We start from the raw sequence: 14,395 nt of genomic DNA on the forward strand, positions 1-14,395 counted from the left end.
GTCCGCCGTCGCAGCGCAGGCACGGGAGCGGCGCGGGACACGGCGCAGGGAACGCAGACGGAGCGCATGGCATGCTGGTGGTGGCCGCAAACCCCTCGTCAGATTCCGCGCGGCCCACCCGCCGCGAGCATGCGAGCGGCCAGACAACACGGTCATGCGCGCAGCGCATGACCCGGGGCCGCGTTCCCGCGCCGATTGCGGAGAGTATGTCGAACAGCCCCACCTGGAGCATTCTCTCCGCAAGCGGAGCGGATGTCATCTATAGATGACACTTGAGTCTAGTAAATCGTCAACTTTGACATAACGCTGTAGAACATCAATGTCCCTAATGAAGGAAAGGAGGATGATTATGGATAAGAACACTGATGAATTCACCATTGAAGATATTCTGATTGATGATGCGCAGGTTGTAATGGTCCATCGCTGCTAATCAACAGGTACAGAATTGATGGGGGATGTCACTCAAGTAAAGTGATGTCCCCCTTTAAATGAGGGTAAAAATGTATACAGCGATCAGGCTGGATACCGAGATTTCCTTTACCGAAGAAGGATTGAAACTGACCAATGAGGTTCGGTCCTTGCTTATAAGAAATGTCACTGAAAATGATTACAAAGTGATTAGTGAACTAGTTGCCGGTATTGACGACCAAAAATATAATTCACTTTCACAAGGCAATAAACGAATCACGGAACTTATCTCGATAATTAACGATCATCATTTCTTATACAGAATGAAAAACAGAAGTCTAGATTCCGAAAATCGGACGTTAGGATATTGGGCAGCAAAAGGCTTAGACCCATACAAAGCCGATCGGAAGGTGACCTCGTCTAACATCCTTATACTCGGCATGGGAGGAACCGGCTCGGTAATCTTCCAACACCTACTGGCGGCAGGCGTTAAAAGAATTACCATCGTAGATAGCGATTCCGTAGAATTATCAAATTTAAATCGCCAGTTCATATATCGTAAGAATGATGTTGGAACCCCCAAAGTGATGGCGGCCGAGCGATACGCCAGAGAATATTATGGCGATGATTTGGAAATCAACAACCTTCAGAAAACTATTCGAAGTGTAGAGGATGTTGAAGATATTATCGGCAAAGAATCGTCGTTTGATTTGGCGGCGATATGCATGGATCATCCCACCGGGACAATAACGGATATATGTCAGAAAGCATTACTTGGCAAAAAGATTCCTTGCATCTCGGGTGGAGTTGGAATTCGAAAAGGATTTTATGGACCGATTATATGTTCTAAACCAGTATATAAGGAGGACTTTTACGACAGGCAACACGGTACGCTTTATTCATTTGGTCCAACAAATACAGTGATAGGAGCTCTTATGGCTCAGGAAATGCTGGAATATGTGGCGGGATTAGACAATCATGCGACAACGTTCAACGTGAATTTTGAACAATATGCATTGGTGGCTGCAAAAAAATGAAGAATATTTCGATAGACGTATTGCCTCGAAAGATACTCAATGAAAGTAATGACTGGACGGGAATATATGTATCAAGATCAATGGTTTTGCCGTTATTCCGCGAATCCGAGGATGGATACCTGCCGGGATTGGCGGAGACGACGGAAAAATTGAGTAATGATACGTGGAAAGTGTCACTGAATGCTGAGCTGATGAATTCAGCTAACGTTGACGCCGGGACTATACTCCATTCATGGATGCAACTGGCAACAGCAAAGACGGGCATGTCATCCCTTCTGAAGGTTCTCCAAAGGGTCAAGGTGGATGGCAAGAGATCGCTGATCTTGCATACATCGATGCAAATAAATGATATGCAGTCGTATCTTGCCCATCCATTACTAGGCATTATCCCAGAGAAACAGAATGTCAATTACGGCAGCAATTCAATGTCCGTACAAGGCTCAAGTGGCTCAAAAATAACATTTCAGTATTATAAAGATTTTAACGCAGCGTTACAGTCTTACAGTAAAGGAAATTTAGATTCCATAACTGGTATAGGTATACCAAGTCAGATCTGGAAAGAGCTTTGCAAGAATGGGAAAAATCGTATTTTTAACACCAATTTGAATATTGCTATAAAGATACCTCACAAGTACTCGTCACTTAAGAATGAACTAATGGGCTTAAGGTATGACGAACTAGATAACTTGACTCACAATCAATTGGAATCCATATTGTATAGCGATCCTCCGCATAAGGTCGGATGCGATGATGAATTATGGCTTACATATCCTGATTATCCACCAAACCAAGAAGTATGTACATGGCTAGCAAGTCAGATGCTTAATGTTTATGGTATCAGAATTTACTGCCAAAAAATTTCGTATGATGATTATCTAACGGGATCGATCAGGTCAGATAATGTATTCCAGTTCTTGATTGAAGCAGATCCTTGGCCAAGTACTGAAAGCATGAACCTAATCTTCAATAATTCCGATTATATGAATACGTCTGACGATGCTTCTTTTGAAGAAGCATCAAGCGCGCATCTCAATATCGCACGTGTTAATAAAGAAGGAATACTGCGAATCGGAAAAATGCGTGGCTTAAAAATCACCCGCCTTTCACACGTATCAATACCACACAGTGGTTGGATTGGATGGGATGATGATCTCTTTTATTAGAAAGGCGATATTCAATGCGCTACATAGATGAGAATAAAAAATACTGGGATTTAAATGCTCAAACATACATTGATGCACATCCAGAATTTAACAATGAAAATCTTTTCCCCTCATGGGGAATATGGTATCGGAGTGAATCAGAGTTGAACCTGCTATCACACCTTTGCCAGGGTTCAAAAATACTTGACATAGGGTGCGGAATTGGGAATAACATGATTGGATGGGCAAATCGCGGCATGAACTGCTACGGTATTGATCTTTCTAAAAGCATGATTGACTCTGCAGTCAAACACATTAATTGCCACTATATATGCTCGCCGGTAGAAATGATGCCTTTTTGCAACAATTCCTTTGATGCAGCATATTGCAATCATGGTGCTTTCGATTTTTCTCTCCCTACACCAGCACTACGTGAGATAAATCGAATACTGACAGTCGGGGCGCCACTGATAATATGCACCTATTCGGAACTAACTCAACTTTGCTATTCAAGAGTCACAGGAGAATTGCAAACATCGATTTTGTACCCTTTCAAGAAGGTACGTCTCGAAAGAAGCGAAAACAGTCCGCTCGTTGTCTCACTAAGCCATTCTGCATGGATCGACGCTTTCGAGGAAACAGGTTTTCGTGTAAAGAAACTCATCGAACTAACTGCGAAAAACTCCGACCGCCAGTATTACCAGGAAAGCCCCAGACTGGAATGGGCTGCTAAATGGCCGGCTGAAGACATTTGGAAAGTTGAAAAGTATAAGGATCTACTATGAACATAGTCGCCAAAATCAAAGATACATTTATATCAAAATCCTTTTCGCGGGTACTTGCCGGACAGATAATATCCGTAACGGGAAGCAATGCCACTGCAGTTGTTATACCTCTAATCGCCGTTATTACATTAAACTGTTCATCTTTCGAAGTCGGCATATTAACGGCAGCGGAATCTCTTGCTGCCGCTATTTTCGGTATTCAAATTGGTAAATGGTGCGACAAAATAGGCCCCGACAAGACAATGCTGTTATCCAATCTCATAGGCGCTATGGCAACTGGTGCACTTTTCGTCGTTCTCTATTTAAACATCATATCATTCCCAACCTTGGTTTTTCTTATGCTTGTCATAGGTGTCGCCTCGCTCGGATTTGATATATCAAGAACCGGATATACTGTCGCCTTGGTCCCCCGAGAACGGATTCCGCACGCCAACTCACTGATCGAAGGCGCAAATGCGGTCGGAGAAGGAATTGGCCCCAGTATTGGCGGATGGTTATTTAATACGGTAGGCTCAGCTTTTTCCCTGTTGTTTGATTTCATATCTTATCTGACCAGCTCTCTTCTTGTTTTTGTTAATATTCATCAAAACAAACAGGAATATGCACAATACGATCAACAGGAGAACGATGCAGAAGATGCTGATGAAATCGGCAATGACTATCTGGCTGGTTTCAAATATGTTATTTCAAACGGAATAATCAAATCAATTGCATTTTCTGCAGGGCAATTCAATTTTTTCACATCAGCGTTCTTCACTGTCTATTATGTTTTCATTGTCAGGAACCTGAACATGAATGCCACTGAGGTGGGACTTGCTGCAACATTTAGTGGAATTGCGGGAATTGTAAGCGCAGCTGTGACCGGTACAATAATCAAAAAAATTACGCCTGGCCCACTTTATATCTACTCGCTGATTGTTCCCTCACTGGCCGCTGTCCTAGTTCCTCTGTCATCAATCTTTGCAGGCCATTCATCTATTATCCTGATTACAGTATGTATCTCCCAATTCCTTTGGAGTTTTGCTATAACTGTCAGTGTAATTCTTGGTGAATCAATCAAGCAGATTGTAGCGCCGGAGGGAATGCTTGGTCAGGTCAGTTCTGCAGAACGCATGATTGCACTCGTTGCCGAACCGATTGGAGCTCTTGCTGGTGGATTGTGCGCCGGCGCCATTGGAGAGAAAATCGCATTATATATCTGTGTACTTGGATTAGGCTCCTCTGCCTTATGGACATTAGGCAAAGATGGAATTTTATCTTTCAAAAAACCAAAGGAATGGTAATATCTCTTCAGATATATACCCTTTAATCCTTTAGTTGCTGACGGCTTCTCAGAAGTTAATTTCCGAGAAGCCGTCATTGTTTAGCATGCTAAAAGCACTCTACCAAAAAATGCATTCCTATTGTTTTTATGCTATTGGACAGCGAAACCTTGATCTATAGCGTAGTTTCGCAACGCTTTCTGCCACCTGGCAGCGGCCGTCTTCAGGTCGGTCTTGCCGGAGAAGAACGATCCCATATTGTCGTTGTAGATGGAGCGGGCGTAGGGTTCGAAGGGCAGGAACTCCCATTTGCCGGTGACGTCCTTGGCGGCCTGGGAGAAGACCTCGTTGTATTTCTGGCCGCCGAAGAACTCGTTGTCGCTGCCGTCGGCGTTCCTGAGCGTGGTCTTGGCGAGGAAGTCCTTCTGGTTGAGGGTCTTGGTGGTGGCGGGGAAGCTGCCGTTGGATACGCGGGCGTCGATGCCTTCGTCGTTGGTGGTGACGTATTCGACGAACTTCTTGGCGGCGTCGAGTTTGCCGTCGGGGATCCTCTTGGTGATGGCCAGTCCACTGCCGCCGTATTCGCCGTTGATGGGCATTCCGTCGATGGTGGGCAGGAGGGCTACGCGGAATTTGCCGGTGGCTTGGGGCACGCCCTGCAGGAGGTTGTTGGCCATCCATGCGCCGCTGATGAGACTGGCGATGGAGCCGTCGCCCAGGGATTTCATCCAGTCGTCGGTCCAGGTCTTCGTGTGGACGTCGATCAGGTCCTCGTCACGCAGCTTCTGCCAGAGGTTCATGAACCGCTGGGCACCCTTGTCCTTGGTGATATTGATGGTCAGTTTTTCGTCGTTGAGTTTGTAGGCGTGGCCGCCCATGGCCCACATCATCGCGTTGAACAGGCCGGCGTCGCCGGAGTCGGAGGTGATGTAGGAGCCGGTGGCGCGGATCTTCTTCGCGTCCTCGTAGAACTCGTCCCAGGTGGTCGGCGGTTCGCTGATGCCGGCCTTGTCGAACACGTCCTTGTCGTAGAAGTAGGCCATGGGGCCCGAGTCGGCAGGCATCGCGTACAGGCCGCCGTTGATGTTCACGGAGTTCCATGTGCCGGGGGTGAACGTCTTCTTGAGCTTGACGGTGTCGTAGATCTTGCTCAGGTCCATGAGCGTGTCCGAGTGCACGAACTGCGGGATGGCGAGGTATTCGATCAGGGTGACGTCGGGCAGGCCGTTGCCGGCCTGGGCCGCGTTGTTGAGCGCGGTGTAGGTCTCCTCGGTGCTGCCGACGTTGCTCACCTTCACCGTGATGTCGGGGTTGGCCTTCATGAAGATTTTGGCGGCGCGATCGATGCTGGCGTCCCACGACCATACCGTCAGTTCGGTCTTGCCCGAGCTTGTGGTCGTGTTGCCGCATCCCGCGAGAGGGATGAGCAGCGCTCCGATGGCGGCCGTGGCTATGGCTGCGCGAGTGGTGTTGTTCATGATGGTCTTCTTTCCGTGCTCGACCGTCTTTGGCCGTATGCCGCAACTATTTTGTTTGGATGTCGAACATGATTATGTACAGAGATGGGAAACTTGTCAAAACACCGGGGTTTTCATATTGTCAGTCCCCTGATGGGTGTTATTCTGAAAGCCGTTCGAGGATGACGCCGGGATGTCCGTCCCGATAATGTGATTCCGCATTTCCGCAATCGTCTCACCCGAGGAGGGCTCCCATGTACGCTAAATCCAATCCCAGCGACGCAAGGGCCAACAACCGCAGACTGTTGTTCCGGCTGCTGTTCCCCGACCGGCAACTGTCGCGCGCCGACCTATGCAAGGAGACGGGGCTCTCGCGCGCCACCGCCACGGATGTGACCGGCGAGATGATCGACGACGGACTACTACGTGAACTGGGGTCGGGGAAACGGGATGGCCGCGGCAAGCCGGGCACCTTGCTGGCCATCGACACGGACATGCTTCGTCTGGTATGCATCGATCTGTCGCGCCCGTATGTGATGACCGGCGCCGTGATGGATCTGCGGGCCAGAATCGTGGAACGTCGCGAACGTGTGCTTGATGATGGCGACCGGGTCAATCTCGACGACGTGCTTTCGCTCGTCGGCCAGATGATCCGGCTTGCCGGTTCGGGGCTTGTCGGCATCGGCATCGCAGTCCCCGGCGTGGTCTCCGGTGCAGGGAGGGTGATCTCCAGCTCCAATCTCGGCTGGGACGACGTGGAGCTTCGCGACATGCTCGAAGGCGAGTTCTCGTTGCCGGTCCGAGTGGACAACGACGCGAACGCCGCACTGCTCGCCGACCGCTTCCTCGGGCACGGCAATCCCAACTGCCTGCTCGTGCAGATCACCCGGGGCATCGGCGCGTCGGTGCTGCTCAACGACGAGTTCGTGGATGGCGACGACCATGCGGCCGGCGAGATCGGCCATGTTGTGATCGACCCGAACGGTCCGGCATGCACCTGCGGCAAGCGCGGCTGCCTGGAGACCTACGTCTCCGCCATCGCGTTGCGCGACCGCATTCGCCAGGACCCAAATCGGCGCGCGGACATCCTGGCCGAAGCTGGTGCGAGGCTCGGCGGAGCTCTGGCCATGCCGGCGAGCCTGCTGAATCTTCATGACATCGCCGTCTACGGACCTCCCGACATCGTCGGCGAGACGCTGCTCAATGCATGCGACGAGACCGTCAACTCCTTGTCGCGGAACGACTACCAGAGCAGTATGCGGGTGCGCCGGTGTGAGCTCGGTGACGACGCCACTCTGCGGGGGCAGGCGGTCTCCGTGCTGCGCGAGATCGTGGGCAGGCGCGGGCTGTCTGCGACGGCCTCGTCCTGACGCCACGTGCGTCCCGCCGCCAAGCGCGCGTGGCGTGGTGTATCATCGCTTCCCGAATCCAATATGTAAGGATTCCGAACATAATGGCGGGCGGACGAAACAGGAGTCCGCCCTCGGGAACGGAGATCGTCATGACGATGAATGCCAGTGGTACGCCGGAAACAGAGAACCTGCGCGTCGGCGTGGATGTCGGCGGAACGAAGATCGAGGCGGTGCTGACCGATGCGGCCGGCACGGTTCTCGCATCCGCGCGCAAGGCAGCCCGGAAAGGCGGTGACGAGGTCGTGGAGGATGCGGTCGCCATCGTGCGGCAGGTGGCCGGAATGCGGTTCGATGAGGTGAGATCAGTGGGCATCGGCATCCCCGGGCTGGTGCACCGCGACACCGGGCGCGTGGAGAACGTGGTCAATCTCGGAATCGAGAACCTGGAGCTGGGAGGTCGCGCATCCGGCATGCTCGGCCTTCCCGTGTGGGTGGACAACGATGTGAACGCCGCGGCGCTGGGAGCCTATGGAACGCTACCCGACCGGCTCAAGCACGGCAGGATGGCGTTCGTCAACCTAGGGACGGGGCTGGCGGCCGGCTTCGTCCGCGCCGGTCTCGTCGAACGCGGCGACACCGGCGCCCTCGGGGAGATCGGCCACCTGCCGGTGGACCCCAACCGCATGGCGTGCAAATGCGGTCAGCGCGGATGCCTGGAGACCGCATGCTCGGGAGGGGGCCTGCGGCGCATGTGGCCCGTCGCGGATCCCCCGCTGCCCGACATCCTCGCGAAGGCCGACGGCGGCGATGGCGAAGCGGAACGGGTTCTCGGCATCGCGCTGCATGCCCTCGCCGACGTCGTGCAGATCGTCGCCCAGGCCGCGGATCCTTCGGTCATCGTCATCGGAGGCGGTGTTTCCCGCGCCGGATCCCCGTTGCTTGATGCGCTGCGCGGGGAACTGCGCAACAGGGAGGCCTCCAGCGGATTCATCGCGGGTCTGCGGCTGACGGAACGCCTGCGGCTCGCCGATGCGTCGATTCCGATCGGCGCGCTCGGAGCGTCCCTCATCGCCTGCTGACCAGACCCCGGTGCCGACGGACCATCGGCGCGCCGAAACCAGATTCCCCAATCTCCAACAGACGGAGTGCACCACATCCATTATTTTGTTCGACTGACTTGCAAAAAAGGTTAAGGCGTCATATCCTTGGCTCTCAAGGAGGTTGAAACCAACTACAGGAATTACGCAAGGCTTGCTAACAAAATATCCGGTCTTGCTGCGGCGCGATGCCCAGAAGTGGTGTGGCGTCATGTTCCTCGGTATCGCTACGGACGTCGGCAACGGCGTCCGTAGCGGCATCGCCCGCGCATGGCAGCGCGGGCGGATACGGACCCGGGACCGTCGTGCGCAGCGGCACGTCGCGCCATTCCTCCGAACGACGGCGTCGGGCAGGCATTCCAGGAAAAGGAAACCATCATGAGAACGAAGAGGATTTCAGCGGCCATCGCCTTGGCGGCCGCGTCGGCGCTCACCCTGTCGGGATGCTCGATGGGAGCCCCGTCCGGCGGCTCGCAGCAGGATGCATCCGCAGGCGGCAAGCTGACGGTGTGGATTATGCAGGGCGACCAGAGCGAGGACACCATCAAAGCGATCAACGAGCGGTTCACCAAGGAGACGGGCGTCAAGGTCGATGTGCAGACCCAGGTGTGGGCCGACATCAACACGAAGGTGACGACCGCGCTGTCCACGGACACGCCGCCGGACGTGATCGATCTGGGCAACACGCAGGTCGCAGGGTTCGCCGTGAGCGGCGGCCTTCTGGATCTGACGGACAAGGCCGACGACATGAGGCAGGGGCACACCTGGCTGTCCGGCCTTGAAGAGCCCGCCACCATCGACGGCAGACTGTACGGCATCCCCGCGCTGGGAGCCGCCGGCGCCGTGATCTACAACAAGAAGATGTGGTCCGCGGCCGGAATCGACAATCCGCCGAGCACGTACGAGGAGCTTGAGACCGATCTCCAGAAGCTCCGGGACGCGAACACCGACAAGGACTTCTCCCCGTTCTATATGCCGGGGCGTGACTGGAAGTCGGCGGCACGGTGGATCTGGGATGCCGGCGGCGACTTCGCCGAACAGCAGTCGGACGGAACCTGGAAGAGCACCCTGTCGAGCGACAAGTCACTCAAGGGCATCGACCAATGGCTGGAATTCCAGCACAAGTGGTCCTCCGAGGCGTCCCGCTCGCTGGATACCGGCAACCCCGACTTCAGCCAGCTGCTGGCCGAAGGCAAGACCGGCGCGATCCTGAACAACAGCGCCGGCATCCGCACCATCCAGCAGTACAACCCCGACATCACGACCGACGATCTGGGATCGTTCCCCATGCCCGGCGCCAGCGGCAAGCTCCAGCCTGCGATGATGGCCGGTTCGGTGTGGGGCGTCGCGCAGAAGAGCAAGCGCCAGGAGCTGGCGCTCAAATGGATCAAGATCGCCGCAAGCCCCGAGATCCAGAAGGACTACGTGTTCGCCAAGGACGGATGGATGCCCAACTACGTCGAAGGCCTCGACGAGGTCATGAAGTCCGCGGACTTCCCGTCCTACCTGACCGGCTTCTTCGAATCGGCGAAGGACACCAAGGCCACACCGGCGTCCCCGCAATGGCTGACCATCGAGAACGACAGCTCCCTGAACTGCTTCGGCGACATCGCCACCGGCGCCACCACGGCCAAGGCCGCGGCCAAGTCGTTCGACGAGCATGCGGACTCCCTGTACGCGAAGAAGTAGGGGAAGCGTGATGAGCAATGCGCAATCGACGGCTGCCGCCGTCCCCGTGGTGAAGCGGCGTCGCAATCTGACGCCCCTGTGGCTGCTGACGCCCGCCGGCGTGATCATCGTCGCGCTGGTCGTGGTGCCGTTGATCTTCCTGGTCTTCACGTCGTTCACGGACTTCAACCAGAAGACCCTGTTCACGGGCTCGTTCAACATCGTCGGGTTCGACCAGTACGAGAACGTGCTGACCGACCCGGAGTTCTACAAGTCGCTGGCCCGCACGTTCGGGTTCGCGGCCGCCCTCGTGGCCGGCAGCGTGCTGATCGGCATGGGCGTGGCCCAGCTGATGACCAAACTGGGGCCGGTGATGCGCTGGCTGGTCACGTTCGTACTGATCTTCGCGTGGGCCATGCCGAACGTGGCCTCGTCGGTGGTGTGGAAGTGGCTGTTCCAGCCGGGGTACGGCGTGGTCAACTGGCTGCTGACCCAGACCCGGCTGTTCGGCGACGTGACGAACCTGTCGTGGACCGACAACACGTGGCTCGCGTTCCTGGAGATCTAGCTGCTGGTCGTCTGGCAGGCCGTCCCGTACATCGCGATCAACCTGTACGCGGCGACCACGCAGGTGGACAAGTCCTGCCTTGAGGCGGCCCAATTGGACGGCTGCTCGAAGCTGCGCTGCTACTGGCAGATCACCGTGCCGCTGATCAAGCCGAGCCTGATGGTCATCACGATGCTGTCGGTGATCTGGGACTTCAACGTGTTCAACCAGATCTGGCTCGTCTCCCAGGGAGGCCCCCGCGAGACGACCGCGACGATCGGCATCTTCACCTACAAGAAGGCGTTCGTGTCGTTCGACATCGGCACCGGCGCCGCCGCGAGCGTGCTGGTCACGCTCATCCTGCTCGCCCTGACGAGCGTGTACATCCGCTACCTGCTCAAATCCGGGGAGGACCTGTGACCATGAATAGGGCAACCGCAAACCACGGCATCGCGCCGCGCGCCAAGCGCAGCGCATCGGCCGAGCTGCGCCGCATCGGCACGATCGTATTGGCCGTCGCGTTCTGCATCGTGTGGATCTTCCCGGTCTACTGGATGTTCGTCACGTCGATCAAGCCGCGCAACCAGATCATGACCGCGACTCCCGTGTTCTGGCCCGCGAAGCTGTCGATTGACAACTTCATGGTGGCCGTCACCCAGACCTCGTTCCTGACGAACCTGAAGAACAGCGTGATCGTGACCGCCGTGTCGATCGTCCTGTCGATCGTCCTCGCGTTCTTCGCATGCGCGGCCCTGACCCTCTACCGGTTCCGCGGCCGCAAGGCGATCATGGTGTTCGTTCTGGCCATCCAGATGACCTCGGGCGGCATCATCCCGCAGTTCATCATCTTCAACCAGTTCGGCCTGCTCAACAAGTACAGCGGCCTGATCCTCGCGTACATCGCCATGGTCCTGCCGTTCGCGATCTGGAACATGCGCGGCTTCTTCCTGAACATCCCGAAGGACATCTTCGAGTCCGCGGCCGTCGAGGGAGCCAACGACTGGCAGATCCTGTGGAAGATCACCTTCCCCCTGGCCGCGCCCGGCATCGTGTCCACGTCCGTGTTCGCGTTCATCAACGCCTGGAACGACTACATGACCGCCTACACGTTCATGAAGGACCAGTCCAAGTACACGCTGCCCGTGTGGCTCTCCTCGTTCTCCACGCCCACCATGGGCACCGACTTCGGCGGGCAGATGGCCGCATCCGTCATCTTCTCCCTGCCCGTCGTGATCTTCTTCATGATCATTCAAAGGAACATCATGAAGGGCGTCACCACCGGAGCCGTCAAATAACCCAAACGGAGCGATAAACAATGCGTGCGGCGCCGGGACCATTTCCGCGAGTGGTTCCGGCGCCGCGCGTCATCTCGGAACCCAAAACGCAATATAGCGCAATCAAAGGTGAACCACTGAGAAAGGACTTCCATGAGCGATCAAGCAACCCTGAAGGGATGGACCATCATTCCCAAGCCGCAGACCGTACAACACAAGGCGGGCGTCTCACTGCTGCCGATGTGCGGCCGAGTCAACGAGCCACGTGCGTTCGGAGACGAACGGCAGGTACTCGCAACACAACTTGCCGACGACATCCGTGCGGTTACGGGATTGGAATGGGACATCGCCACGGGTGACCGTTGGCCTGGATTCATCACATTGACGACACTGGACGATCTCCATGCGCGTCCGTCCGGCGCGTACACGCTCGACATCACCAAGGACGGCGTGACCGTCAGGGGCGCGGACTTCGAGGGCGTACGCAACGGCGTGCAGACCCTGCGCCAGCTCATCCGCCAATGCGGCGCCGCCCTGCCCCGCCTGCACATCGAGGACCAGCCCGCCTTCGAAACGCGCGGCTACTACCTCGACGTCACCCGCGGGCGCGTCCCCACCCTCGACTGGCTCAAGACCTGGGCCGACAAACTCTGCCTCTACAAATACAACCAGCTCCAGCTCTACGTCGAACACACCTTCGCGTTCGACGGGATGAGCGAGACCTGGCGCGGCTCCAGCCCGCTCACCCCGCGCGACATCCTCGAATTCGACGACTACTGCGCCGAACGCGGGCTAGAGCTCGTACCGTCCGTCTCCACGTTCGGCCACCTCTACATGGCCCTGCGCACGCAATCCCTGCGCGACCTCGGCGAATTCCCCGAAAGCGCCGACGAGCCGTTCGGATTCATCGACCGCATGCGCCACCACACGCTCAACATCAGCGACGACCGCGCCTTCGACCTGTCCACGAAGCTCATCGACGACTACCTGCAGCTGTTCCGCTCCGACAAATTCAACATCTGCGCCGACGAGACCTTCGACCTCGGCAAGGGCCGCTCCAAACCCCTCGCCGAGAGGATCGGCGTCGCCGCCATGTACGCCGACTACGTCACCCGCCTGTGCCGCCACCTCGAAACCCAAGGCAAAAAGCCGATGATGTGGGGCGACATCACCCTCGAACACCCCGAAATCCTGAAAAGACTCCCCGAAACCGTCACCCTGCTCAACTGGCAGTACGACCCGCAAGTCACCGACGAGAAGATCCGCACCGTCGCCCGATCCGGCGCCACGCAGATCGTATGCCCCGCCGTATGGTGCTGGAACGCGCTCCTGCCGCGCATCGACGACGCCTGGAACAACATCACCCGCATGGCCCGCTACGGCACGCAATACGGCGCGCAGGGCATGCTCGTCACCGACTGGGGCGACCTCGGCCACGTCAACGACCCGCGCATGGCCATCCCCGGAATGATCATCGGCGCGCAGGAGGCATGGAACCCCGGACGCATCCCCGACGAGGCCGACATGCTCCGCCGCATCTCCCGACTCGAATACCGCGACGCCAGCGGCGAACTGCTTGATATCCTCACCCATGCCAGTCATGCGGCCAGCTTCGAATGGAACCATCTGATCACATGGCTGGAACTTGATGACGGACGGGGCGGCGTCAACACCGGGGTCCTGCAAACCATCCCAGGACTGCTGCCGGAAGACGAACGACCGGACGACGTGGTCCGCGCCCTTCAGGACGGAAGCCGGGCACCGTCACTTGCGGAATCCCGACGGATGCTGTTCCGCTATCTGAAACATCACGTCACGCTCGGCGAAACCGCAGATCACCTTCTACAGACCGGTGCCCGTCGAATCTCCGCAATCGCCGCGACCTCAGGACCTTGGGCCAACGGGGATGCCGCTGCATTTCGCGTAGCCATCGAGGGGCAGCGACTTCTGAACCGAGTTGGTCTCCGACTCGCGTCCGAGACCGGGGTCATTGGCACTGTGCAATCGGGTGAGGCGATTCAGCATGACGACGCGGCGAACATTGCCGAAGCATTGGAGATCTGGATGGAGGCGTATGCGGCGCAATGGGGTATGACCAGCCGCGACTCCGAACTGCACAGACTACGAGAGACTGTTTTCCGGGTTACTGATCATCTGCGCTCGGCAAACCGAGTGCAGAGCGTACTATGAGCAGCATCTGCCCCGTGAGAGGAGTCCCCATGCCGTAGCCGCCCGATTCCGGGAACGACCAGTACCAGCAACTCATTGGTGGTCTTGTCCAAACATGGTTTCAAGACCACCAATGCCATCAATCGGAACCAGAACGCTTCCAGCGCACCACCCACATCTAGCCGTACTACGGATGA

The 14,395-nt window shown here is 56.3% G+C and carries 12 protein-coding genes; 11 read left to right on the plus strand and 1 reads right to left on the minus strand.

The genetic code is table 11. The annotated features are described in order from the left end of the window. Positions 1–500: 500 nt before the first annotated feature. Genes JS528_RS03975 through JS528_RS03990 form a run of 4 tightly spaced genes read left to right on the plus strand, consistent with a single transcriptional unit; the run spans position 501 to position 4,655 of the window. Positions 501–1,445, plus strand: coding sequence for a ThiF family adenylyltransferase (locus tag JS528_RS03975; protein WP_214357789.1), 945 nt, complete (start codon positions 501–503; stop codon positions 1,443–1,445). After that, positions 1,442–2,608, plus strand: a complete 1,167-nt coding sequence (locus JS528_RS03980; RefSeq protein WP_214357790.1) for a periplasmic substrate-binding domain-containing protein — start codon at positions 1,442–1,444, stop codon at positions 2,606–2,608. The genes JS528_RS03975 and JS528_RS03980 overlap by 4 nt, the downstream gene beginning before the upstream one ends. A gap of 14 nt (positions 2,609–2,622) precedes the next feature. After that, complete coding sequence (locus tag JS528_RS03985; protein ID WP_214357791.1) at positions 2,623–3,372, plus strand: class I SAM-dependent methyltransferase; 750 nt, start codon at positions 2,623–2,625, stop codon at positions 3,370–3,372. Beyond that, positions 3,369–4,655, plus strand: a complete 1,287-nt coding sequence (locus JS528_RS03990; protein ID WP_214357792.1) for an MFS transporter — start codon at positions 3,369–3,371, stop codon at positions 4,653–4,655. Before JS528_RS03985 ends, JS528_RS03990 begins: the two co-directional genes overlap by 4 nt. A gap of 131 nt (positions 4,656–4,786) precedes the next feature. On the opposite strand, the gene JS528_RS03995 is transcribed toward JS528_RS03990, so the two are convergent. Beyond that, positions 4,787–6,112: an ABC transporter substrate-binding protein gene (locus JS528_RS03995; protein ID WP_214357793.1), complete on the minus strand. Its 1,326-nt coding sequence runs from the start codon at positions 6,110–6,112 to the stop codon at positions 4,787–4,789. A gap of 233 nt (positions 6,113–6,345) precedes the next feature. On the opposite strand from JS528_RS03995, the gene JS528_RS04000 reads away from it, so the two are divergent. The 7 genes from JS528_RS04000 (at position 6,346) to JS528_RS04025 (ending at position 14,219) form a co-directional block, all read left to right on the plus strand. After that, on the plus strand, positions 6,346–7,461 hold the full coding sequence (locus tag JS528_RS04000; RefSeq protein WP_214357794.1) for an ROK family protein: 1,116 nt from the start codon (positions 6,346–6,348) through the stop codon (positions 7,459–7,461). Positions 7,462–7,592: 131 nt separating this feature from the next. Further along, positions 7,593–8,522, plus strand: a complete 930-nt coding sequence (locus JS528_RS04005; RefSeq protein WP_214357795.1) for an ROK family protein — start codon at positions 7,593–7,595, stop codon at positions 8,520–8,522. Positions 8,523–8,918: 396 nt separating this feature from the next. Continuing rightward, on the plus strand, positions 8,919–10,229 hold the full coding sequence (locus JS528_RS04010; RefSeq protein WP_214357796.1) for a sugar ABC transporter substrate-binding protein: 1,311 nt from the start codon (positions 8,919–8,921) through the stop codon (positions 10,227–10,229). 10 nt (positions 10,230–10,239) lie between these two features. Next, positions 10,240–10,776 carry a carbohydrate ABC transporter permease gene (locus tag JS528_RS11525; protein WP_240541294.1) on the plus strand — a complete coding sequence of 179 codons (537 nt, stop codon included), beginning with the start codon at positions 10,240–10,242 and terminating at the stop codon, positions 10,774–10,776. 3 nt (positions 10,777–10,779) lie between these two features. Beyond that, entirely contained in the window at positions 10,780–11,175 is a 396-nt protein-coding gene (locus JS528_RS11530; RefSeq protein WP_276312610.1) for a carbohydrate ABC transporter permease, read from the plus strand. Positions 11,176–11,177: 2 nt separating this feature from the next. Then, positions 11,178–12,050: a carbohydrate ABC transporter permease gene (locus JS528_RS04020; protein WP_109056370.1), complete on the plus strand. Its 873-nt coding sequence runs from the start codon at positions 11,178–11,180 to the stop codon at positions 12,048–12,050. Positions 12,051–12,182: 132 nt separating this feature from the next. Next, on the plus strand, positions 12,183–14,219 hold the full coding sequence (locus tag JS528_RS04025; RefSeq protein WP_214357797.1) for a beta-N-acetylhexosaminidase: 2,037 nt from the start codon (positions 12,183–12,185) through the stop codon (positions 14,217–14,219). Positions 14,220–14,395: the final 176 nt, after the last annotated feature.

It is taken from the genome of Bifidobacterium santillanense (assembly GCF_018555385.1).
Lineage (GTDB): Bacteria > Actinomycetota > Actinomycetes > Actinomycetales > Bifidobacteriaceae > Bifidobacterium > Bifidobacterium santillanense.